The organism is Myxococcus vastator (assembly GCF_010894475.1).
GTDB lineage: Bacteria > Myxococcota > Myxococcia > Myxococcales > Myxococcaceae > Myxococcus > Myxococcus vastator.
The window spans coordinates 1-23,589 of the sequence record NZ_JAAIYB010000003.1; the positions used below are offsets into that span (position 1 = coordinate 1).

At 70.0% G+C, this 23,589-nt stretch carries 18 protein-coding genes; 13 read left to right on the plus strand and 5 right to left on the minus strand.

Going from position 1 to position 23,589, the window contains the following annotated elements:
- The 11 genes from tssA to G4D87_RS00615 form a co-directional block, all read left to right on the plus strand.
- Nucleotides 1–974: type VI secretion system protein TssA (gene tssA, locus G4D87_RS00565; protein WP_163777198.1), on the plus strand; the 974-nt coding region annotated here is incomplete at its 5' end.
- 82 nt (nucleotides 975–1,056) lie between these two features.
- Complete coding sequence (tssB, locus tag G4D87_RS00570; RefSeq protein ID WP_163777200.1) at nucleotides 1,057–1,551, plus strand: type VI secretion system contractile sheath small subunit; 495 nt, start codon at nucleotides 1,057–1,059, stop codon at nucleotides 1,549–1,551.
- Between the two features lie 25 nt (nucleotides 1,552–1,576).
- Nucleotides 1,577–3,061, plus strand: a complete 1,485-nt coding sequence (gene tssC / locus G4D87_RS00575) for a type VI secretion system contractile sheath large subunit (protein ID WP_163777203.1) — start codon at nucleotides 1,577–1,579, stop codon at nucleotides 3,059–3,061.
- Nucleotides 3,062–3,180: 119 nt separating this feature from the next.
- Nucleotides 3,181–3,672, plus strand: coding sequence for a type VI secretion system tube protein TssD (gene tssD / locus G4D87_RS00580; protein WP_163777205.1), 492 nt, complete (start codon nucleotides 3,181–3,183; stop codon nucleotides 3,670–3,672).
- A gap of 84 nt (nucleotides 3,673–3,756) precedes the next feature.
- Complete coding sequence (tssE, locus tag G4D87_RS00585; protein ID WP_163777207.1) at nucleotides 3,757–4,152, plus strand: type VI secretion system baseplate subunit TssE; 396 nt, start codon at nucleotides 3,757–3,759, stop codon at nucleotides 4,150–4,152.
- Between the two features lie 37 nt (nucleotides 4,153–4,189).
- Complete coding sequence (gene tssF, locus G4D87_RS00590) at nucleotides 4,190–5,941, plus strand: type VI secretion system baseplate subunit TssF (protein ID WP_163777210.1); 1,752 nt, start codon at nucleotides 4,190–4,192, stop codon at nucleotides 5,939–5,941.
- Nucleotides 5,905–6,948 (plus strand): type VI secretion system baseplate subunit TssG, encoded by a 1,044-nt coding sequence (gene tssG / locus G4D87_RS00595; protein WP_176408929.1) that lies wholly within the window; start codon nucleotides 5,905–5,907, stop codon nucleotides 6,946–6,948. The genes tssF and tssG overlap by 37 nt, the downstream gene beginning before the upstream one ends.
- 83 nt (nucleotides 6,949–7,031) lie before the next feature.
- Nucleotides 7,032–9,689: a type VI secretion system ATPase TssH gene (gene tssH / locus G4D87_RS00600; protein WP_163777212.1), complete on the plus strand. Its 2,658-nt coding sequence runs from the start codon at nucleotides 7,032–7,034 to the stop codon at nucleotides 9,687–9,689.
- An 8-nt stretch (nucleotides 9,690–9,697) separates the two neighbouring features.
- A complete protein-coding gene (locus G4D87_RS39890) occupies nucleotides 9,698–10,756 on the plus strand; it encodes a hypothetical protein (RefSeq protein ID WP_163777214.1) in 1,059 nt (352 codons plus the stop codon).
- Between the two features lie 149 nt (nucleotides 10,757–10,905).
- Nucleotides 10,906–11,271, plus strand: coding sequence for an HPF/RaiA family ribosome-associated protein (locus G4D87_RS00610; protein ID WP_090493031.1), 366 nt, complete (start codon nucleotides 10,906–10,908; stop codon nucleotides 11,269–11,271).
- 58 nt (nucleotides 11,272–11,329) lie between these two features.
- Nucleotides 11,330–11,887, plus strand: coding sequence for a peroxiredoxin family protein (locus tag G4D87_RS00615; protein WP_163777215.1), 558 nt, complete (start codon nucleotides 11,330–11,332; stop codon nucleotides 11,885–11,887).
- An 18-nt stretch (nucleotides 11,888–11,905) separates the two neighbouring features.
- Here the strand turns inward: G4D87_RS00615 and G4D87_RS00620 are convergent, their stop codons facing one another.
- From G4D87_RS00620 to G4D87_RS00640, 5 genes are all read right to left on the minus strand, one after another.
- Nucleotides 11,906–13,273, minus strand: coding sequence for a glycoside hydrolase family 16 protein (locus tag G4D87_RS00620; RefSeq protein ID WP_163777218.1), 1,368 nt, complete (start codon nucleotides 13,271–13,273; stop codon nucleotides 11,906–11,908).
- A gap of 94 nt (nucleotides 13,274–13,367) precedes the next feature.
- Nucleotides 13,368–14,435: a sulfate/molybdate ABC transporter ATP-binding protein gene (locus G4D87_RS00625; protein ID WP_163777220.1), complete on the minus strand. Its 1,068-nt coding sequence runs from the start codon at nucleotides 14,433–14,435 to the stop codon at nucleotides 13,368–13,370.
- Nucleotides 14,432–15,280, minus strand: a complete 849-nt coding sequence (gene cysW, locus G4D87_RS00630) for a sulfate ABC transporter permease subunit CysW (protein WP_163777222.1) — start codon at nucleotides 15,278–15,280, stop codon at nucleotides 14,432–14,434. Before cysW ends, G4D87_RS00625 begins: the two co-directional genes overlap by 4 nt.
- A 5-nt stretch (nucleotides 15,281–15,285) precedes the next feature.
- A complete protein-coding gene (gene cysT, locus G4D87_RS00635) occupies nucleotides 15,286–16,128 on the minus strand; it encodes a sulfate ABC transporter permease subunit CysT (RefSeq protein WP_163777224.1) in 843 nt (280 codons plus the stop codon).
- 12 nt (nucleotides 16,129–16,140) lie between these two features.
- Nucleotides 16,141–17,151 carry a sulfate ABC transporter substrate-binding protein gene (locus G4D87_RS00640; RefSeq protein ID WP_163777272.1) on the minus strand — a complete coding sequence of 337 codons (1,011 nt, stop codon included), beginning with the start codon at nucleotides 17,149–17,151 and terminating at the stop codon, nucleotides 16,141–16,143.
- A gap of 327 nt (nucleotides 17,152–17,478) precedes the next feature.
- Between G4D87_RS00640 and G4D87_RS00645 the strand changes: the two genes are divergently transcribed.
- Nucleotides 17,479–20,073 carry a LamG-like jellyroll fold domain-containing protein gene (locus G4D87_RS00645; protein ID WP_163777226.1) on the plus strand — a complete coding sequence of 865 codons (2,595 nt, stop codon included), beginning with the start codon at nucleotides 17,479–17,481 and terminating at the stop codon, nucleotides 20,071–20,073.
- A 107-nt stretch (nucleotides 20,074–20,180) separates the two neighbouring features.
- Complete coding sequence (locus G4D87_RS00650) at nucleotides 20,181–23,588, plus strand: AAA family ATPase (protein WP_240357899.1); 3,408 nt, start codon at nucleotides 20,181–20,183, stop codon at nucleotides 23,586–23,588.
- Nucleotide 23,589: the final 1 nt, after the last annotated feature.

The following is a 23,589-nucleotide window of genomic DNA, read 5'->3' on the forward strand; positions in this document are numbered from 1 at the left end:
CCCCGGACCTGTCCAGCGTGGAGGCCGTCACCGACTTCCTGCGCACCGTGGGCGGCGCGCTGCTAGGAGCCGCGGGCGCGCTGCGCCGGGCGAGCCCCGAGGACCCGCTCTCCTACCGCCTCAACCGCATGGGCCTGTGGCTGCACCTGACCCAGCCGCCCGCCGCGGATGGCAATGGCCGCACCCAGATTCACCCCCTGCCGGACCTGCTGCGCACCAAGCTGGAGACCCTGGAGCAGAACCAGCGCTGGGGTGAGTTGCTCGACGAGTCCGAGTCCGCCCTGGCCCGCCACCGCTTCGCCCTGACGCTCCACCGGTACAGCGCCACCGCCCTGGAGGGACTGGGCGCCGCGTACGCCGGGGCTCGCGCCGCGCTGGCGCAGGAGCTGGCCATCCAGCTGCGCCGGCTGACCGGCGTGGAGACGCTCCGCTCCACCCTGGACACCCCGCTCACGGACGACGCCACCCAGGCCTGGCTGCGCGACCACGTCCTGCGCGTGAGCGCGCCCACATCCGCCCCTTCCGCCGCGGTGTCGGTGTCCACGACCCTGGCCCTGGGCCCCCTGGCGCTGGGCGCGTCTGTCCATGCCGACAGCGCGGCGTTGGAAGCCGAAGCCCGCACGTTGCTGGAGGAAGGCCGCGTTCACGAAGCCGTCACCCGGTTGCAGGCCGCCGTCACCGCCGCCAGCACCGGCCGCGCCCGCTTCATCTCCCGGCTGGAGCTGGCGCGGTTGTGTGCCAATGCGGGCCAGTTGCCGCTCGCGCGCGCCGTCTATGACGCCCTGGACGAAGAGGTCTCCGCCCACGCGCTCGACACCTGGGAGCCGGCGCTCGCCGCCGCGTGCCTGGAGGGGTGGCTGCAAACCCGAACCGACGTGGAAAAGGCGTCTGGACCGGTGGCAGTGAAATTTCGAAACCGGTATCGTCGTCTAGCGTTGCTGGACTCTTCCGCCACGCTGCGCGTCGGCGCGTGAAGGACACCCGTCGTACCGCGGCGAAGCGCTCCCTCATGCGACGCCCGCGTCTTCTACGCAGTTCTCAAGGAGAAAGCCGCAGATGAGCAAAGAGAGTTCCGTCGCCCCTACCGAGCGCGTCAACATCGTCTACAAGCCCGCCACCGGCAACGCGCAGGAGCAGGTGGAGCTGCCGCTGAAGGTGCTGATGCTGGGGGACTTCACGGGCCAGGAAGACGCCCGTCCGCTGGAGCAGCGCGCGCCCATCAACGTGGACAAGGCCAACTTCAACGAGGTCATGGCCCAGCAGAACCTCAAGGTCACCCTGACCGCCGCCGACAAGCTTTCGGCCGACCCGAACGCCACGATGAACGTGTCGCTCCAGTTCAAGAACCTGAATGACTTTTCGCCCGAGAGCGTCGTCAACCAGGTGCCGGAGCTGAAGAAGCTGCTCGAGCTGCGCAGCGCGCTCAACGCCCTCAAGGGCCCCCTGGGCAACCTGCCGGCGTTCCGCAAGAAGCTCCAGGCCCTGCTCGCCGACGAGGACGGACGCAAGGCACTCATCAAGGAACTGGGTCTGACCGAAGAGAGCAAGTAGCCCTTCCAGGGGGAACCGAATCACCATGGCCAACGAGACCCAGACCCAGAAGTCCACGGGCGTCGCCGATGACGCCTCGCTGTCCCTGCTCGACGAAATCCTGTCCGAGGCCAAGCTGAAGCCGAAGGACGAGGGTTACGACGTCGCCAAGCGCGGCGTGCAGGCCTTCATCACCGAGATGCTGGCGCCCAACCGCTCCGAGGAGCGCGTGGACAAGGCGCTCGTCGACGCGATGATCGCCGAAATCGACAAGCGCCTGTCCTCCCAGGTCAACGAAATCCTCCACGCGACGGAGTTCCAGAAGCTGGAGTCCTCGTGGCGCTCGCTGAAGTTCATGGTGGACCGCACCGACTTCCGCGAGAACACCCGCGTGGAGATGCTCAACGCCTCCAAGGAAGACCTGCAGAAGGACTTCGAGGACGCGCCCGAGGTCACCAAGAGCGGCCTGTACAAGCTGGTGTACTCCAACGAGTACGGCGTCTTCGGTGGCAAGCCCTACGGCATCATCTCCGCCAACTACGACTTCAACGTCGGCCCGCAGGACATGGAGCTGCTTCGCAAGTGCGCCTCCGTGGCCGCCATGGCCCACGCGCCCTTCATCGGCAACGCCGCGCCGGAGGTGTTCGGCGAGGAGAGCTTCCTCAAGCTGCCTGACCTGAAGGACCTCAAGTCCCTCTTCGAGGGCCCGCAGTACGCCCGGTGGCATTCGTTCCGTGAGAGCGAGGACGCCCGCTACGTGGGCCTGGCGCTGCCGCGCTTCCTGCTGCGCCTGCCCTACGGTGAGAAGACGGTGCCGGTGAAGGCCTTCAACTTCACCGAGGACGTCGTGGGCCACCACGAGCGCTACCTGTGGGGTCACGCCTCCGTGGCGCTCACCAGCCGCGTGGCGGACTCGTTCGCCAAGTTCCGCTGGAGCCCGAACATCATCGGTCCCCAGTCCGGCGGCGCGGTGGAGAACCTGCCGCTGCACCAGTACGAGGCCATGGGGGAAATCCAGACCAAGATTCCCACCGAGGTCATGCTCACCGAGCGGCGCGAGTTCGAGCTCTCCGAGGAGGGCTTCATCGGGCTCGTCTTCCGCAAGGACTCCGACAACGCGGCCTTCTTCAGCGCCAACTCCACGCAGAAGCCCAAGTTCTTCGGCAACACCCCGGAGGGAAAGGCGGCGGAGACCAACTACCGCCTGGGCACGCAGCTTCCCTACATGTTCATCATGACCCGCCTGGCGCACTACATCAAAGTGCTCCAGCGCGAGCAGATTGGGAGCTGGAAGGAGAAGTCGGACCTGGAGCGCGAGCTCAACCACTGGCTCAGCCAGTACATCTCCGACATGGATGACCCGGCGCCCGCCGTGCGCTCGCGCCGCCCCCTGCGCGCCGCGCGCGTGGTGGTGGAGGACGTGGACGGTCAGCCGGGCTGGTACCGCTGCGGCCTGCAGGTGCGCCCCCACTTCAAGTACATGGGTGCGTCGTTCACCTTGTCCCTCGTGGGCAAGTTGGACAAGGAGTAGAGCCCGTTTCACCCAGCGTCGGTCATTTCAGCTAGTTTAGGGGCTCCAACAAGCCCAGGCTCAAGGTGAGCCTGGGTCCACCAGCGCGCGGACGCGCGCAAAGCGACGAGGTTGAAGTCATGGCTGAATCAGTACACCTGTACCTGAAGGCGAACGGCAGCGACATCAAGGGCGACAGCACGCAGACCAGCCTGGGCCGCGCGGACTCCATCGAGTGCGTCGCGTACAGCCAGAAGGTCTTCACCGCTCGCGAGGCCGGCTCTGGTCTGGCGACGGGCCGCCGCCAGTACGAGGGCATCGAAATCACCAAGCGCATCGACAAGGCGTCGCCGCTGCTGATGAAGGCCCTCTGCGAGAACCAGGTCATTGACGCGACCTTCAAGTTCTTCCGTCCGAACCCGACGGGCGACGGCACCACCGAGCAGTTCTACACGGTGTCCGTCAAGAAGGCCCGCATCAACGCCATCCAGCAGACGGTGCCGAACTCCTTCGTGCCGGCGAGCACCAACCTGCCCCCGATGGAGACCCTCCAGCTGGTGTTCCACACCATCAACTGGACCATCACCCAGGGCGGCGTCACGCACGAGGACACCTGGGACACCCAGCGTTGATGTTCCGTCCCTCCACCGGCCGTCCGTGCAGCGGGCTACGCGGGCGGTCGGGGGTTGGGGTACTCGCGCTGTTGAAGGAAATCCATGGGCTCCCGAGGCTTGTTGTCGCGCATCGCTGAAGGCAACGGCACGCTCGCCCCGCCTGGCGACGTCGTTGAGTCCATCGCCGAGCACCTGCGCAACCTCCTCAACACGCGCAAGGGGGAGTCCGTAGCCTCACCGGGCTACGGCATCCTGGACCTGAACGACATCGTCCATTCCTACCCGTCGGCGATACCGCGGATGACGCAGTCCATCCGGCAGGCCATCCAGGACTTCGAGCCGCGCCTGAAGAGCGTGGTGGTGCACTACACCGCGGATCCGGTGGACCCGACGGCGCTGCGCTTCGACATCACCGCCCAGTTGGCCACGCAGAATCGGCGAGGCATGGTGCGTTTCCACACCCAGGTGCACCCGGGCGGACGCGTGGACCTGTGGTGAGCCGGGTGAATCCAGGGGTGCGTGGCGGAGGGCGAGGATGTTCAGCAAGTATTACCTGAGCGAGCTGTCGTACCTGCGGGAGATGGGACGGGCCTTCGGGCTGGCCAACCCCTCTGTCGCGGGCCTGCTGGTGGAGCGCGGCGCGGACCCGGACGTGGAGCGGCTGCTGGAAGGCTTCGCGTTCCTCGCGGCCCGCATCCGCGAGCGCGTGGACGACGACGTGCCGGAGCTGGTGCACGGGCTCACCGAGCTGCTGCTGCCGCACTACCTGCGCCCGCTGCCGGCCTCCACCATCGTCGAGTTCACCCCGCACCTGCGCGCGCTGCGCGGCCGCTCGCGGCTGGCCGCCGGGGCGGAGGTGGCGTCCCAGCCGATTGACGGCACCAGTTGCGTCTTCCGCACCACCACGGACGTGGACCTGCTGCCGGTGCAGCTCACCGACGCGCTCCTGGACCGCTCGTCCATCACCGCGCCGGTGCTGCGGCTCTATTTCCAGACGACGGAACAGGGCCGCGCGGAGGTGTTCCGCGAGCAGGGCCTGCGCCTGTTCATCCACGCCGACCTGTCCGCCGCGTCGGTGGTGCTGCTGTGGCTCTTGCGCTACTGCCGCCAGGTGCGCGTGCGCGGCGCGGCGGGACAGGGCGACGGCCTCAAGCTGCCGGTGAACGCCATCCAACCGGTGGGCTTCCACCGGGACTTCAAGCTGCTGCCCTGGCCTCGCGCCAGCGAGGGCTACCGGCACCTCCAGGAGTACCTGACGCTGCCGGAGAAGTTCCTGTTCTTCGAGGTGCGCGGGCTGGACGCCGCCGCCGGGATGAAGGAGGACCGCTTCGAGCTCGCCTTCCACCTGGAGCGGCCGCCGCCCCTGGATGCGCGCATCCACCGGGAGATGTTCCGGCTGCACTGCGCCCCCGCGGTGAACCTCTTCAGCGTGCCGGCGGACCCCATCCTCCACCGCACGCTGGACCGAGAGCACCTGCTGCGCGCGTCCGACCTGCCCCCCAACCACGCCGAGGTGTACTCGGTGGACTCGGTGACGGGCCTGAAGGCCGGGCGCAACGAGCGGCGCGTCTACCGGCCCTTCCACGAGTTCACCCACACCGCGGGCGGGGACGCCGAGCAGTCCTTCTACCGGCTGCGCCGGCTGCCTTCGCCGCTGGACGAAGGCATCGACACGTACATCACCCTGGAGACGCCGCGGAACATCGCGCCGGAGGTCACCGCGGAGGAAGCGCTGTCCATGGACCTGACGTGCACCAACCGCTCGCTGCCCTCGCGGCTGCAGGTGGGTGACTTGACGGCCTCCACGTCCGCCAGTCCCACGCAGGCGAAGTTCCGGAACATCTCCCCGGTGAGCCGGCCCGCGCGCGCGCCGCTGGGCAGCGAGCTGCACTGGCGGCTGCTGTCGCACCTGGCCGTCAACCAGCACTCGCTGGCGGACGCGGCCGCGCTGCGGCGGCTGATGGACCTGTACAACTTCCATTCGCTCACCGACAACCTGGCGGCGCGCGCCAGCCGCCTGCGCATCAACGCCATCCGCGCGGTGGAGACGAAGCCGGTGACGCGCTTCCTGGAGGGCGCGCCGCTGCGGGGCCACCGCACCCGGGTGGACCTGGACGAAGAGAACTTCATGGGCGTGGGAGATTCGTTTCTCTTCGGCTCCGTGCTGGAGGAGCTGCTCGCCTCCCACGTCACCATCAACTCCTTCAACGAGCTGAGCATCCGGCTTCACCCCTCGCAGACGGAGTTCGCGTGGCTTCCGAGGAACGGCTCCCAGACGCTTTTGTAGAGACGGCCCAGAAGCTGGCCGAGCTGGCGCCTCGGGTGGGCTTCTTCCCCCTGGTGGCGTTCCTGGAGCGGCTGACGTCGCAGGCCACCCGCGTGGGCGGCGCGGGGCCCGTCAACGAGGAGATGATTCGCTTCCGGCACGACCCGTCCCTGGGGTTCCCCTCGGGCGACGTGTCGTCCGTGACGCTGCACCAGGTGCCGGTGCGGGCGGAGGACCCGTATTCGAAGCGGCCGCTCTTCGAGGTGGTGACACGCTTCCTGGGCCTGACGGGCGCGGTGAGCCCCCTGCCCCACTACCTGGCCGAGGAGGTCGCGCAGGAGGACCCGGACCACCCGGTGCGGCGCGAGTTCCTGGACCTCTTCCACCACCGGCTGCTGTCGCTGCTGTACCGCATCGAGTCGAAGTACCGCGTCACCAGCGAGACGGACACGTCCTTCTCGGACCAGTGGTCCCGGCGCCTGCTGGCGCTGGGCGGGTTCGACACCTACGAGAAGCCCCTGGAGGGCACGCTGCCGACGTGGCGCCTGCTGCGCATCGCCCCGCTGCTGGCCAGCCGGGCCAGGACGTCCGAGCAGTTGGAGGTCGCGCTCGAGGACGTGCTGGGCGACGACCTGGAGGGCGCGCGGGTGGCGGTGCGCCAGTTCGTGGGCCGCTGGGTGGACATCGACGCCCGGGCGAGGCTGGGCCACTCCAACCACCAGCTGGGACGCAACATGCTGCTGGGCGGCAAGGCCTTCGACCGGACGGGGAAGATTCAAATCCACATCCGGCCGCTGCCCCCGCGCGCCTACAAGCGGCTGATGCAGGAAGGGGACCTGCTACCGCTGGTGCGCGAGGTGGTGGCCCTCTTCGTGAGGGACCCCCTGGAGTACGATTTGGAGCTGGGGCTCACCGAAGGGGTGCAGCACCAGTTCCGGCTCTCCAGCCGGGAGCCGAGTCAGCTCGGGCGGGACACCTGGCTGGGTCTGAGCCAGCAGACGCAGATGAGTGTCCCCGTGGTGAAATGAGTCGTTAGAGCAGGCGGGCGCGCGGCGCGGGGATTTACGCCGCCAGGGGGCGCCCGATATACCGTCCACCACCGCTGTCATTTTTGGGGGCTCCCATTCGCGTCGATCCGAAAGCGCTCGTCCGTCGCCTGACGCCCACGTCTACCCGTCTGCTCGAGGCCGCCGTGGCCCGGGCCAGCGCGGGACGGTTCTATGAAATCGTCCCGGAGCACATGCTGGTGCAGATGCTGGAGCCGGAGGACTCCGACGTCGCGCGCATCCTCCAGCAGTTCGGCGTGGACCGCCGGCACGTGCTGGCCAGCATGGAGCGCGCCCTCCAGGGCCTGCGCGCGGGCAGCTCCGGCCGGCCCGTCTTCTCCGAGACGCTGTTCCAGTGGTTCGAGGAAGCGTGGCTCCTGGCCTCCGTGGAGCAGGGCGCCACGCGGCTGCGCTCGGGCCTGCTGTTCGCCCAGTTCGTCAGCCGGCGCGCGCGCTACACTGCGGAGCTGTTCCCCGAGCTGGACGCCATCAGCCGCGATGAGCTGATGAGCTCGCTGGACGTGGTGCTGCGGCCCTCGCCCGAGAATGTCGAGGTCGCCTCCGCGGATGCCGCGGCCAGTGGCGCCGCGGGGGGCGCGGCCGGCGGCTCGGGCGGCCGTGGAGATGAAGCCCTCAAGCGCTTCGCCACGTCCTTCACGGGCCGGGTGCGCGAGGGGAAGATTGACCCCATCTTCGGCCGGCACCGCGAAATCCGGCAGATGGTGGACATCCTCTCCCGCCGCCGGAAGAACAACCCCATCCTGGTGGGCGAGCCCGGCGTGGGCAAGACGGCGCTGGTGGAGGGCCTGGCCTGGGCCATTGTCCGGGGCGAGGTGCCCGACGCGCTGAAGAACGTGGAGCTGCTGGGGTTGGATTTGGGCCTGCTCCAGGCGGGCGCGGGCGTGCGCGGCGAGTTCGAGAACCGCCTCAAGGCCGTCATCTCCGAGGTGAAGGCCTCCCCCACCCCCATCATCCTGTTCATCGACGAGGCGCACACCATCATCGGCGCGGGCGGCTCGCAGGGCGGCACGGACGCGTCCAACCTGCTCAAGCCGGCGCTGGCGCGCGGTGAGCTGCGCACGCTCGCGGCCACCACCTGGGCCGAGTACAAGAAGTACTTCGAGAAGGACGCCGCGCTGGAGCGGCGCTTCCAGCCAGTGAAGGTGGAGGAGCCCAGCGAGGAGGACGCGGAGCTGATGCTGCGCGGCCTGCGCCCCACGTATGAAGCGGCCCACGGCGTCATCATCCGCGACGAGGCCGTCACCGCCGCGGTGCGCCTGTCCAGCCGGTACATCTCCGGCCGGCAGCTCCCGGACAAGGCGGTGGACCTGCTGGACACGTCCGCGGCCCGCGTGAAGATTGAGCTGTCCACCCGGCCCGAGGAGCTGGTGCAGCTGGACCAGGAGATCGCGGCGCTGGAGCGCGAGCGCGACACGCGCAAGCGCGACCTCGCCGAGGGCACGGGCGGCCCGGACGAGCAGACGTCCCTGGAGGCCGCCGAGGCGAAGCTGAGCGCCACGGTGGATGCCCGCGCCACGCTGCACGCGCGCTGGGAGACCGAGCGCACGGCCGTCGCGGCGCTGATGGAGGCCCGCAAGGCCCTGCGCGAGGCCGCGCCGGACACGGATTCGGCGCCCCTGAAGGCGGCGGTGGACGAAGCGGCGGCGAAGCTGGCGGCCACGCGCGGCGAGGTGCCGCTGGTGCACGCGGACGTGGACGCGGACATCGTCGCGCGGGTGGTGGCGGGCTGGACGGGCGTGCCCGTGGGGAAGATGCGCAGCGACCTGCTGGAGTCGGTGCTCAACCTGGAGGACAAGCTCCGGGGCCGGGTGCGGGGCCAGGAGGCGGCGCTGACGAAGGTGGCGGAGATCATCCGCATCTCCCAGGCCGGCATCCGCAACCCGGACACGCCCATTGGCGTCATGCTCTTCGTGGGCCCCAGCGGCGTGGGCAAGACGGAGACGGCGCTGGCGCTGGCGGAAGCGCTCTACGGCGGCGAGCGCTTCATGACGACGCTCAACATGAGCGAGTTCCAGGAGAAGCACACGGTGAGCCGGCTCATCGGCTCGCCGCCGGGCTACGTGGGCTACGGCGAGGGCGGCCTGCTGACGGAGGCGGTGCGCCAGCGCCCCTACTCCGTCGTGCTGCTGGACGAGTGCGAGAAGGCCGACCTGGAGGTGATGAACCTCTTCTACCAGGTGTTCGACAAGGGCTCGCTGACGGACGGCGAGGGCCGCGCGGTGGACTTCAAGAACACCGTGCTCATCCTCACCAGCAACCTGGCCTCGGACCTGGTGATGCGGATGTTCGAGGACGGCGCGCAGCCCACCTCCGAGGAAGTCCTGTCGGTGATTCGCCCCGCGCTCAGCCAGCACTTCAAGCCGGCGCTGCTGGCGCGCATGACGGTCGTCCCCTTCGGCCCGGTGCAGCGCGACGTGATGCGCCAGATTGCGGAGATGAAGCTGGCCAAGCTGGTGAGCCGGCTGCGCACGGCGCACAACGTGGAGACGACGCTGGCGCCGGAGCTGCTGGACGAGCTGGCGCGGCGCTGCACGGAGTCGGAGATGGGGGCGCGCAACATGGAGCAGATTCTCCAGGGCTCGCTGATGCCGGCGCTGTCCCGCGAGTTGCTGCAGCACCTGGTGAGCGGCGCGGTGCCTCCCAAGCTGCATGTGGCCCTGACCGAGGGAGGCGACTGGGACCTCCGGTTCGCCGAGGCCTGAGAGAACCCATGAAACGAACGCTTCAGGCCTCCGCCGTCGCGCTGTCCCTGCTGGCCGGCTGCGCCACCGTCCCCAAGCCGTCGATGTGCTTCGCCGAGGCGGGCCCCAACGCGCGCTCCTTCCCCACGCCGGACACCTGGTTCGCGCTGCTGCTCCACGGCTACGACAAGGACACGGGCGCCAACCCGCGCCCCAGCGTGGACTGCGCCGGTGCCCCGGTGTGGTGGCAGGACCCGGCCGCGGACGAGTGCGTGGAGGCCGGCCCGGACTCGCAGGCCCTGCCGCCGGCGGAGAAGCTCTCCGAGGAGGACCTCGTCCTGGAGACGCTCCAGGCGGGCCAGCGGCTGGTCTGGGTGCAGACGCGGCGCTTCACCAACGGCGAGGCCCTGGGCCCGGTGGCGCTGGTGGAGACCACCGAGCAGGGCTTCCGGGTGGAGGCACTGGGCGCGCTGCGCGCCATGGCGAAGAACACCCGGCTGCGCCTGGAGCAGGTGAAGGGCACGCAAATCCTCGTCGCGGAAGGTGACGCGTGCACCTCCGGCGACGAGGAGGTCTGCCGCCGGCACGCGCGCATCATGCCGCTGCGCACCAACCGATTTTTCAGCGAGTCCGTCTCCAGCGCGAGTCGCGCCTGCCTGGGCGCCGCGTGGTTCCCCCTGTCCCGGGAGATGACCTTCGAGCTGCCCAACGGGCTGCGCCGCAAGTTCGAGCTGACGTCCACCCTCACCTTCGCGGAGGACGGCATCAGCGTGCAGGAGCAGGTGCAGGTGAGCGACTCCGACCCGGCCCAGCCGGACGTGGCCCCGCGCCTCTACCGCCGCGCGCAGGACACGCGGGCCCTGGAGCTGGCGAACAACGCGCTGGTAGGCAACAAGGCGTCACTGTGGTCGCGCATGGTGGAGCAGCAGGTGCGCATTGGTGCTCGCGCGGTGCCAGAGCCCCCCATCTGGGCCATGCCCGCGAAGAAGGCCCCCACGGACGCCGCGGCTCCGGAGGCGGCCAGCCCACCCGCCAAGGCGGCTGCCAGGAAGCCCGCGGGCGACACCGCCAAGTCCAGCGGCCCGTGATTCCAGGGCCGCATGGCCCCGCCACCGGCCCCCGTGAGTCTTCGGTTTTCCGAAGCACTCATGGGGGCTTTTCCTATTTGCGCCAAAAGCGTCACGACGACAGAGATAGAGGCGTGGGCCCATGGTGGGCCCCGGAAGGAGCGTCCTGGATGCGAGTCGAAATCCGAGCCCGGAACATCCCCCTCACGGAGACCCTTCGAACCTACGCCGAGCGTCGCGTGCGCTTCGCCCTGGACCGGCTGTCCGACAGGGTGAAGGAAGTCGTCGTGCGGCTGGAGGATGCCAACGGCCCCAAGGGCGGCGTGGACCAGGTGTGCCGCGTGGCGCTCCGGCTGGAGCACGGGCGGGAGCTGGCCATCGAGTCCTCGGATACGAACCTGCTGGCGGCCATCGACAGGACGCTGGAGCGCGCCAGCAACGCCGTCACGCGGGCGGTGGGCCGCGCGCAGCGCCAGGACGGCGCCCGGCTGCGTGACGCGGCCTGGCAGCCCGACGAGGCCGCCGCGCTGACCTGATGTGACGCGGGCCCGGCCGCCCTTCCCGGGCGGCCGGGGCCTGTCCCGAAGTGAAAGGATGCACATGCAGGGCGGCACGGGCGTACTGGAGCGGCTGAAGTCCACCTGGGCCCGTGCCCGGGAGCGGTGGTGGGTGCGCTGGGGCGTGGACCTGGCCGTGTTCGCCCTCCTCTTCGCGGCGGTGGCCGCGTGGCAGGCGAGGAACCTCCCCGGAGCGGGGACGCAAGCGCCCGCCTTCACCCTCCAGACGCTGACGGGAGACACCGTGCGGCTGGACGCGCTGCGCGGCAAGCCGGTGGTGCTGGCCTTCTGGGCCCCCTGGTGCGGCGTCTGCGGAATGGAGTCCTCCAACCTCTCGCAGCTGCGCAAGCTCGCGGGGGACTCCGCGCACGTGGTGTCCGTCGCCGTGGCCTACGAAGACGAGGAGGCCGTGCGGCGCTTCGCCCGGGAGCACGCGGTGGACTACCCGGTGCTCCTCGGGGACGACGGCATTCAAGCCGCCTTCCGCGTGAACACCTTCCCCACCGTGTTCTTCCTCTCCTCGGAGGGGCGCGTGGAGCGCACGGCGGTGGGCTACACCACCCTGGCCGGACTGTCCTGGCGGCTGGTGCTGTAGCCCTGGCTCACGCCGCGCCTAGAGGCGGATGAGCTCCACGTCATCCATGTGGATGAAGTTGGCGGAGTTGCCCGCCGTGGCGCGGGTGTGGAAGCCCAGCTCCAGGTAGCCTCCGGTGACGGAGATGGGCGGCGTCTCCACCATCGTCCAGCCGCCATACGTCCCCAGGTTGGTATAGACGGGCGCGCACCCGCCACACGTCTTCGCCTGGAGGCGCGACAGCTCGAACGCGCCGCTCTTTCGCACCCACGCGCGGACCTTGTACGTGCCCGACGCGAGCCCCGACACCGGCTGGTACGTCCAGACCTCGAAGGGCGTGCCGCTCGTCCAGTGCGTCAGGTGGTAGGCGCCGGTGCGGCCCCCGTTGTACGTCTCGCTGAAGTCCGCGGCCTCGGTGCCGTTGGGGCTCCAGGTGGCCCAGCCCGTCATGCCGTTCTCGAAGCTGGCGTTGGTGACGGACGCGGGCGGCGGCGTGCTCCCCGCCTGGTACCAGCGCACCCACTCCACCTCCATCGTCTTCGTCTGGCCCCAGGGAAGGCCAATCGCGTCCGGGTGCGGGTGGCCGTACCAGTTTCCGCCCAGGGCGAGGTTGAGGAGGATGTAGTGGTTCTGCTGGAAGGCGGGCTCGTTGTGGTTGAAGACGTTCCCCTGAAGCTGGCCGTCCAGGCGGAAAATCATCTGGTTCGCCGTCCACTCCACTTCATACGTGTGGAAGCCGTCCGCGATGCTGTAGCCGCGGTTGGCGCCCGTGCCCCAGCTCTGCTGCCCGCCATTGGCGAACCAGTGCGCGGCGGACTTCATCCACGAGGCCTCGTTGGAGTGCCATTCGAGGATGTCGATTTCGCCGCTCCGGGGCCACCCGACGTTGGAGATGTTCGCGCCCAGCGTCCAGAACGCGGGCCACATGCCATAGCCGGACGGCACCTTGATGCTCGCCACCAGCTTGCCGTAGCGGCGCTCCACCTTGCCCTTCGAGTGGATGCGGCCCGAGTAGTACGAACGCGGCCCGTAACCCGCGCAGCGCGAGTCAAAGGGCGCGTCCGCCGTCCGCTGCGCGGTGAGGATGAGCTTGCCGCCCGCGACGGTGACGTTCTGCGCGCGGGGATACTCCAGCTCCCCCGTGCCGAAGTTGCAGTTGTTGGTGACGGGGTCGAAGTTGCTCGTCAGCACCGTCCAGTGTGCGGCGTTGAGGCTGCTCCCCGTGAAGTCGTCCTGCCACGCCAGGTTCCAGCCCGCCCCTGGGTCATAGGCCCGCTCGCCCTGCTCCTGCGTCACCAGGGGAACGGCTTCCACGTCGGACAGCTCCGACTCCGGGGAACAGCCGCCAACCAACGCCAGGCTGCTCGCGGCCCACAACATCGAACGCAATGCGTGTCGTTTGTGCATGTCTCACTCCAGGGGGTTCCCCCTGGGACATAGCCCTCCTCCTCCGCGACGCAAACGGCTTTAGCTGAAATATTAGATTTTCCAGACTTTCCAACTAAATGGAGTAGTCCCCCACGAAGACGGTGGCGGACCGGACGTCGGCGCGCACGGAGTCCCCCTCCACCACGCCCAGCGCGTCGAACTCCGAGCGCGGCACCTCCACCGTGACTTCGTCGCCGCTGGGCAGGCGGAGAAACACCTTCACGTAGCCGCCCACCGGCTTGAGCCGCTCGACGCGGCCGGTGGCGGTGGACGCGCTCGCCGCGCCCGCGAGCGCCTTCGCCAGCTTGATGTCATGGGGGCGGACAAAGGCCTGCACCGCTTCGCCCTCGCGCGCCGCGGCGGGCGCGGCCACGGACAGCGCCCCCATGGCCGCCCTGCCCGCCTGGACATGGCCATGCAGCACGCTGGCGCCTCCAATGAACGAGGCGACGAAGGGAGACGCGGGCCTGTCATAGATGTCCGCGGGCGAGCCCGCCTGGGCCACGCGTCCCTCGCTCAGCACCACCACGTGCTGGGAAATCTCCAGGGCCTCCTGCTGGTCGTGCGTCACCAGCAGCGTCGTCAGCCGCGTGCGCTCGTGGAGGGCATGGAGCCACTCCCGGAGCTCCTCGCGCACCCGCGTGTCCAGCGCGCCGAAGGGCTCGTCCAGCAGCAGCACGCGGGGGCGGATGGCCAGGGCGCGCGCGAAGGCCACGCGCTGCCGCTGCCCGCCGGAGAGCTGGCCAGGATAGCGGCCGCCCAGGTGCTCCAGTTGCACCATGCGGAGCATCTCCTCCACACGGGCGTCGCGCTCCGCCTTGGGGACGCGCCGGACCTCCAGGCCAAAGGCCACGTTCTGCCGGACGGTGAGGTGCTTGAAGAGCGCGTAGCTCTGGAAGACCACCCCCACGCCGCGCTGCTGCACGGGCATCCGCGTGCAGTCCACGCCGTCGATGAGGACACGGCCCTCGTCGGGAATCTCCAGCCCGGCGATGAGCCGCAGCAACGTGGACTTGCCCGCGCCGGACGGGCCCAGCAGCGAGGTGATGGCCCCCTCGGGGGCCTGGAAGGACACCCTGGACACGGCGGGACTGCCCCCCTGCGTGAACCGGCGGGCGAGTTGCTCGACGACGATGCTCATGACGGATGACTCCTCCACTCCACGAACTTCTTCACCACCAACGTCACGATCGCGAGCAGCGTCAGCAGCGACGCCACGGCGAACGCGCCGGCCAGGTCGTACTCGTTGTAGAGAATCTCCGCGTGCAGCGGCAGCGTCGTCGTCACGCCGCGCACGTGGCCGGACACCACGGACACGGCGCCGAACTCACCCATTGCGCGCGCGTTGCAGAGGATGACGCCGTACAACACGCCCCACTTCACCTTCGGCAGCGTGACGCACAGGAAGGTGCGCCAGCCGCTCGCGCCCAGCGTCAGCGCCGCCTCCTCCTCGTCGCTGCCCTGGGCCTCCATCACTGGCAGCAGCTCACGCGCGACGTAGGGGAAGGTGACGAACACCGTGGCCAGGACGATGCCGGGCACGGCGAAGATGACGCGCACGTCATGATCCAGCAGCCACGGCCCCAGCCAGCCCTGCCGGCCGAAGAGCAGCACGAAGATGAGCCCCGCGATGACGGGTGACACGCTGAAGGGCAGGTCGATGAGCGTCATCAACAACGAGCGCCCCCGGAACTGGAACCGCGCGATGAGCCACGACGCGGCCAGTCCGAAGGCGAGGTTGAAGGGCACGGCGATGGCCGCGGACAGCAGCGTCAGCCGCATGGCCGCCAGCGCCGTCGGGTGCGTCAGGGCGGAGACGTAGGCCTCCCAGCCCTTCTGGAAGGCGAAGGTGAAGACGGCCACCAGCGGGACGATGAGGAAGACGCCCAGCAGCAGCACCGCCGCGCCAATGAGCCCCCAACGGACGAACGCCGGGCCGCTCAGGCTGCGCGCGTTTCGGCGCAGGACAAGGGTGGACGGAGGCATGGCGCTCACGCTCCCGGCCGGGCTTCCAGCCGGCGCTGGCTCCAGCGATGGAGCAGGTTGACGGCCAGCAGCAGTGAGAACGACGCCCCCAGCATGACGATGGCGATGGCCGTCGCCCCCGCGTAGTCGTACTGCTCCAGCCGGGTGATGATGAGCAGCGGGACAATCTCCGTGCGCATCGGCATGTTGCCGGAGATGAAGACGACGGAGCCGTACTCCCCCAGCGCGCGGGCGAAGGCCAGCGTGAAGCCGCTGAGCAGCGCGGGGAAGAGCGCGGGCAAGAGGACGCGCCGGAAGACCGCCCACGGAGAGGCGCCCAGCGTGGCCGCGGCCTCCTCCACATCCACGTCGATGTCCTCCAGCACGGGCTGCACGGTGCGCACCACGAAGGGCAACCCGATGAACGTCAGCGCGACGGCCACGCCCACGGACGTGTAGGCCACCTTGAGGCCCAGCGCTTCCAGGTACTGGCCGTACCAGCCCTGCGCGGAGAACAGCGTCGTGAGCGTGAGCCCGGCCACGGCGGTGGGCAGCGCGAAGGGCAGGTCCACCAGGGACTCCAGCACGTCGCGGCCGGGGAAGCGGTAGCGCACCAGCACCCAGGCCACCAGCAGGCCGAAGACGACGTTGGCGAGCGCGGCGGCCAGCGAGGCCCCGAAGCTGAGCCGGTACGCGGCGAGCGCGCGCGGCGTCGTCACGATGCCCCAGAACTCCTCCCAGCTCAGGGAGAAGGTCCGCAGGAAGAGGCTGGAGAGCGGGATGAGGACGATGAGGCCCAGGTAGAACCAGCTGAAGCCCAGTGACAGACGGAACCCCGGGAGCACCCGGTGGCGAGCAGGACGGGACATGGCGAGGAGTCCTCAGTCCGCGCGGGGCGCGTAGATACGGTCGAAGAGGCCGTCGTCGGCGAAGTGCGTCGCGTGCGCCCGCCGCCAGTCCCCCGTGACCTCCGCCAGCGTGAGGCGCTTCAGGCCGGGGAAGTCAGACGCATGCTTCGCGGCCACGGCCTCCGAGCGCGGCCGGAAGTGGTGCCGCGCGGCGATCTCCTGGCCCTCGTCCGAAGAGAGGAACGCCAGGTACGCCTCCGCCACGGCCCGGGTGCCCCTGCGGTCCACGTTGTGGTCCACCACGGCGACGGGCGGCTCGGCGAGGATGCTCACCGAGGGCATGACGACCTCGAACCGCGCCTGCCCCAGCTCATGCGTGAGGAGGAAGGCCTCGTTCTCCCACGCGAGGAGCACGTCCCCCAGGCCCCGCTCGGCGAAGGTGGTGGTGGCGCCCCTCGCGCCCGAGTCGAGCACCGGCACGTTGCGGAACAGCTTCTCCATGTACGCCTGGGCCCGGGCCTCGCTGCCGCCCTCGCGCATCAGCGCCTGTCCCCACGCGGCCAGGTAGTTCCACCGCGCGCCGCCCGACGTCTTCGGGTTCGGCGTGATGACGGTGACGTCCTCGCGCACCAGGTCGTCCCAGTCGCGGATGGCCTTGGGATTGCCCTGGCGCACCACGAAGACGATGGTGGACGTGTACGGCGCGCTGTTGTGCGGCAGCCGCGCCTGCCAGTCCGCCGGAAGCAGCCGCGCCTTCTCGTGCAGCATGTCCACGTCGTGCGCGAGCGCCAGCGTCACCACGTCCGCCCGCAGCCCTTCGATGACGGACCGGGCCTGCTTGCCGGAGCCCCCATGTGACTGCTGGATGGACACCTGCTGGCCACGCGTGGCCGCCCAGTGCTTCGCGAAGGCGGCGTTGAGGTCCTCGTAGAGCTCCCGCGTGGGGTCATAGGAGACGTTGAGCAACGTCACCGTCCCGTCGGATGGCGCGTCACCAGCGGAGCGCGAACAGCCCGCCACCGACAGCAGCAGGGCCAACGGCATCCAGTTCCTGGCACGCAACAGCGCGTGACGTTCCATGCGGGACCTCGGGGTGAAGCAAGGGGCCACGCGAGAAAGTCAAAAGCCCACTCCCTCGCGGGCAGTGGGCTTTCCGAAACAACTCAGCCAGGGCACTCAGGCCACTGGCGGACGGACGCCCACCGCGGATGCCGGACAGCAGCAACACGTCTGGTGGGTCGAGCGCGTCATCAGTCTCCACACGATGCCGTGGTGCCCGCGGCGCTGTCAACGCGACCGGCCGAAATCTCCAGGGACTCCAATAAATACTAGAATACCAGGAACTCCCCTCTCCTTTCCCCCAGGAGCCCCATGCCCCCTCGAACTCGCCCCGCGCTCGCGCTGCTCGCGGCGCCGCTGCTGACACTCCCCCTGCTGTCCGCCACCGAGGCCACGGCGGCGGCGCGGCCGTCGCTGGTGAACACGCGCATCACCCACGTCTACGGCGCCAATGGCCATGCCTCCACCGTGGACGGGCGCATCTTCATTGGCAACGTGCGGGAGGACCATGCCAATGAACAGACGACCTGGCAGGCGCGGGTGTTCCGCCCCGAAGCGCTCACCTATGACAGCGAGGGCAAGCCCCAGTTCGCGAACACCTTCTCCCCGGGACGCAGCACCTTCGTCCGCAATGGAGAGAATGCCCTGACCTTCTGTTTCCCCAACCCGGCGGCGCCGTACACGCTGTCCGGCGGCGTGGCCGTGTACACGCCGTTCGTCTTCGATTCGCGGATGTACAACGGGGCCAACGTCTTCCGGCGGCGGCCCATCGACGTGCGCGTCTCGCAGCCCTTCACGGCGCAGGCGGACATCGCGTCGTTCACCACCGGCAACCTGGAGCCGCTCACCACCGTCAGCGGCGCGAGCATCCGAGGCATCGAGCCGTCGATGACGTCCGACGGCCGGCTCTTCATCTACCAGGGCGGCCCGCAGAACAACGGCACCATCGACTACCTCATGTATTCGTACAACCCGACGCCGTGCGCGGCCTCGGGTTGGAGCGACCCGCGCCCGCTGTCGATGCTGTTCAATGACCCGAACCCGGGCCTCAAGCGCTACCCCCTGGCGTGGCAGCCGCTGAAGGCCGCCACCGGTGAGGCCTTCGGCACCACCACCACCGCGAGCACGCTCATCCGCGGCGCCTACGCGTGGGTGGACCACGAGGGCCGCAACGTCCTCTTCACGGCGGTGCGCTACACGGACGGCGCGCGACGCGAAGCCGTCAGCCTGATTGGCGCGGACACGCACTTCACCGCGTACCACATCGACGGCGCCATCAACACGGACCGCAGTGACCTGGCGCACCTCTTCTACTCCAGCCCCATGTGGAACCTGGAGCAGGAGCGCCACCCGGCGCAGAACTTCCCCGTGGGCTCCAGCAACGAGGACCACTACCTGCCCGCAACCAAGACGCACGACGTCTTTCCCCTCTTCGGCAGCAACACCCAGGACTACAACGAGGTCGACGTCGGCGACTTGAGCAGTCCCTTCCAGGTGCTGTTCCTGCCCATGAATGAGCTGATCACCCGGGGAGGCGAATACGACCTGACGAGGACGCCGGACCTGTCGGGCCGCTTCTTCACGGGCACCCTCACCGACACCGCGCGCATCTCCCCCGACAACGCGACGACCCAGCCGCCCTCCGGTTCACTCTGGGAGCCCCACGGCAAGGGCAAAGCGCTGGTGCTCCCGGGGGGCGGCGCGCTCACGGTGAACCTCACGGACACGAGCGGCGCCCTTCCCGGCGTGGGCGGCTTCGTGCGCGGCTTCTCGGTGCAGCTCGCCGTGCGCCCCGACGCGGCCATCAACCAGGGCTGCACCGGCAATCCCTACCGCTACCTCCTGCAGAAGCCCGGCGGGCTGGACCTCATCTACGAGTCCGACCACACCGTCCAGGCCTCGTTCGTCATCAACGGCCAGCGCGTGCGCCTGGGCCGCAGCCCCGCGCTCCCTCGCGGCGTCTGGACGCACCTGGCCTATACGTGGGACGGCGTCACGGGCGCCTTCCACGAATACATCAACGGCGTGTCCACCGAGCGCGCGCTCCCCGTCGCCGCGGGCACCTTGCGACTGGGCACCGGCACGCTGTCCGTGGGCGCGGGCGTCGCGCTGGACACGCAGACCTGCCCCGCCAACGGCGAGGGCTCCTTCCGAGGCGCCATCGACGAGGTCCGGCTGTTCAGCAACGCGCGCTCGAACCGGACCGTCTGCATGTCCTCGCACGGCGCCGATTGCAAGGAGGCCGCCATCCAGGGAGACCCCACGGAGGGACAGTTCGGCATGAGCCAGCAGCACCCGGACTGCGACAGCCAGAGCGCCCTGGGCTCCACGGCGTGCACCGTGTCCATGCACCGCGTCTGCGCCCAGCGTGGGGCCAGCCACGCGCTCGACAACAGCCGGAACATCCTGGAGACGATTCAGCAGCTCGTCGGCAACCGTCCGCCCATCTCCCTCATGGGCGTGCCCGCCAGCGCGGATGCCACCACGGTGAACGTGGCGTGCGGCCCCATCCAGCACCAGGGCCTGGCCGTCACCTTCGAGGAGCTCGCGCGCAAGCACGACGGCTGCGCGGATGACCGGGCCGCGCAGTCCACGGCGTGCAGCGCGGCCTCCAGGCGTTGGTGCAGCGACCGGGGCTGGACGTCGGGCCAGTTCTTCGAGCTCACCACGCGGCCCTGGGTGGCCTGCTTCAACTCGGGCCTCATCCAGAACGTCCCCCGGGAGCAGCTGGGGCCCGCCGCCACGGCGGGCAACCTGACCTCCGCCGCGGCCCGGCTGGAGTTCAGCGCCTGGTGCCAGCAGCGCGGCTATGGCGCGGGCATCGTCCAGGAGCTGCCTTCGAGCACGACGGCGGAGGTGCACTGCTTCCACCCCGCCGCGACGGTGCCCTGGCGCTTCAACCCCTGACAACTCCGACGGACTGTCAGCCCGGACCCGCGTCGTGAGCGGGTCCGGTCAGCTCCCGAGGGCTCATGCCGTCACGCACGGCACTGTTTCCACCCGAGCCCTCACCCATGAACTTCCGTTTTCAATGCTGGTTGCAGCGGCACGTCAGCGGCCGGGTGACGCTCACGCCGCTGGCGCTGCGCCGGCTCGCGGTGCACGCGGACTCGCTGGAAGCCGCCACCGAGGAGCTGACGCTCGCGCTGGACGACCAGCTCTCCCGCGTCCACCCGCGCCGCGTGCCGGAGTTCATCACCCCCACCGGGGGGACGCTTCAAACGGTGGAGCTGCCCGCGATTCCCGTCTGGGGCGCCGAGGAGAATCACTTCGCGCCGCTGACGCTGTCCGCCGTGGTGGCCCCCACGCTCAATGCCTTCCTGGGCCTCCACGCGCCACGCCTCGACAGCCACCACTGGTTCCAGGGAGAGGCCCTTCCCCCTGAAGCCCAGGAGCTGTTGGGGGACCGCTTGGAGGGAATGTCCGACGCGGAGCGCCTCGCCCTGCGCCCGGATGGCGCGGAGTCCCTGCTGGAAATCGAAGTGCGGGCCAGCCCCGTGGCCCTGTCGGACCTCACGCCTCGCGAGCTGCACCGGGACCTCCGTCCACCGCCGCGCCCCCCGGACGCGCCCGCCGACCCGGAGGGCGACGCGCGAGAGGACGACGAGGACGAAGACGCGGAGGCGCTGGACCTGGACAGCTGGGAGCCACGTCGCCACACCGCGCATCGGGCCCCGGGTGAGCCATCCGCGAAGCCGCCGCCCACGCCCACCCTGGACAGCGTCGGCGTGGCCTGGCACCGGCTGGCGCAGGAAGGGCAGCTCGACGCGGCCTACGAGCAGGATGCGCTGGTCGCCCTGCTCCGGACCCGGCTCGCGGCCAAGGACGCCGAACCCGTGGTCCTGGTGGGGCCTTCGGGCGTGGGCAAGACGTCGGTGCTCCACGCGCTCGCCCAGTCGCTGCGCGCGCCCACCGCCACCGACGCCGAGCGCGCCCGCCCGTTCTACTTCCTCGACGGGAGCCGGCTCATCGCGGGCGAGGGCTTCTTCGGAGACTGGCAGCAGCAGGTGCTGCGCGCCTTCCGTGAGGCCACCGAGGCCCGGGCCCTGCTGTCCCTGGGCCATGCCGCGGAGCTCCTCGACGCGGGCAAGAGCGCCCACAGCGACCAGAACGTGGCCCAGCTGCTGCTCCCGCTCCTGGCGGCGCGTGATGTCGCCGTCGTGGCGGAGGCCACGGAGGAGACCTGGGCCCAGGTGGAGCAGCGCAACACCAGCTTCGCCCGGCTCTTCTCGGTGGTGCGAGTCGCGGAGCCCACGGCCGACGCGCTTGGCCGCATCATCGCCAGGGTGGCGGAGGACGACGCGGCGGCCACCACGATGCAGGTGCACCCCGACGCGCTCGACGAGGCGCGCTTCCTGTGCCGCCGCTTCCTGCCCTACGGCGCCCAGGTGGGCAACACCGTGGCCTTCGTCCGCCGGCTGCTGGCGTCGTGTGCCCAGGCGTCGCGCATCGCCGTCACCCGGCTGGAGGCCATTCGCCAGTTCGCCTCGGAGTCCGGCATCCCCGAGCACCTGCTCCGGGACGACCAGCCGCTGGAGTCCGCCCACGTGCGCGACTTCCTGGCCTCGCGGGTGATGGGCCAGGACGCCGCCGTGGAGCGCGCGGCCTCGGTGGTCTCCGTCCTCAAGGCCGGCATGTCCGACACGCGGCGCCCGCTGGGGGTGCTGCTCTTCGTGGGCCCCACGGGCGTGGGCAAGACGGAGCTGTCCAAGGCGCTGGCGGAGCTGCTCTTCGGTGCGAAGGAGCGCATGGTCCGCCTGGACATGGGTGAGTACGCCGGTCCGGACGCCCTGCTGCGGTTGATGGGGGACGGAGAGACGCCGGGCTACCTCACCTCGGAGGTGCGCCGGCAGCCCTTCTGCGTGGTGCTGCTGGACGAGGTGGAGAAGGCCCACCCCGCCGTTCACGATGCGCTGCTGGGCGTCCTGGGCGAAGGCCGCCTCACCGATGCCTCCGGGCGCTTCACGGACTTCCGCAACGCCCTCATCATCCTCACCAGCAACCTGGGCGCGGACACCCTGCGCGCCCGCGTGGGCTTCGATGCGGCGGGCGGCGCTCCTGACCTGACCTCCCTGCGCGCGCACTACGTCTCCGAGGCGCAGCGCTTCTTCCGGCCGGAGATGTTCAACCGCCTGGACGACGTGGTCGTCTTCTCGCCGCTGTCCGCTCCGCTGCTGCGCCGGCTGGTGGTCCGCGAGCTCGAGGCCGTGTGCCGCCGTCCAGGCCTGTCGCTCCACGATGCCCTGCTGGAGGTCACCCCCGCCGCCCAGGACTGGCTGGCCCTGCGCGGCTTCGACGCGCGGTATGGCGCCCGCCCCTTGAAGCGCGCGCTGGAGCGCGAGCTGGTGGTCCCCGTGGCGGACTGGCTCGCGGCGCATCCCCGCATGGGGCCGGCGAGCCTCACGGTGGACGCGGGAGCCACGGGGCTCGAATTGCGCGCCGAGCCCCTGGACGCCGCCGCCGAGGGCGGGGGACGGGAGGCCATCGAGCGGATCCTCGAGGAAGCCGCCACCGTGCGCGCGGAGGTCCAGCGCTGGAGCCGCTGCGCGCCCATGAACTCCCTGCGCCGAGTCCTGGCCGTCTTCGACAAGGTCTCCCGGCACACCGCGTACTGGGAGGAGCGGGCCCTGGCCGAAGAGAACTCACGCAAGTCGTCGGAGGCGCGAGCGCTGGAACAGGCGCTTCGGGCGTGCGCCCAGCAGGCGGAGACCATCGAGGACCTGCTCTTCGAGGCCCACCTGTCCCGGGCCGTGGAGCAGGTGGAGTCCCTGGGCCGCGAGGTGCACCAGGTGAAGGCGGCCTTCGCGCGCCTCCGGCAGCGCATCTACGCCTCGCTCTTTCCCCCGTCCCATGGCGCGACCCTCCTCCTGGTGCCAGGACGCGGCGCGTGGAGACAGGCGCGCATGCTCGCCGCGGCCTATGAGGGGTGGGCCCAGAAGGCCTCCCTGGCGAAGTGGCGAGGCCTGCTCACCGTCCCCGAACGCAAGCCCGGCGAGAAGGCGACTCGCGCCCCTCCGCCGCCCCAATGGCGGAAGGTCGACGATGATGACTTCGACAAGCGCGTCGTGCAGCCGGTCGCCTATGCGCTGCAAGTCAAGGGCGGCCCCCACGCCCTGCTGCTCGCGGGCGAGCACGGTCTGCATCGCTTCATCGAAGGCAGTCAGATTTCGATGGTGCATGCGTTCTTCGAGCCGCGGGCCCTCTCGCTGTTCGACCTCTCCTCCCAGGAGGCGCTGCAGAAGCGACTGCCGAAGAACGCGGTCCGTCAGGTGCGCCTGTCGGGCAGCGGCTCCGGCCAGGGGGCGCTGACCGACCTGCGCACCGGGGTGCAGCAGCGCTTCGGTCCGGAGGGAGTTGATTTGGAGCCCCTGCTGAACCCCTGGATGCAGTGGCACGTCTTCAATAGCCGGGACGAGGACTGAC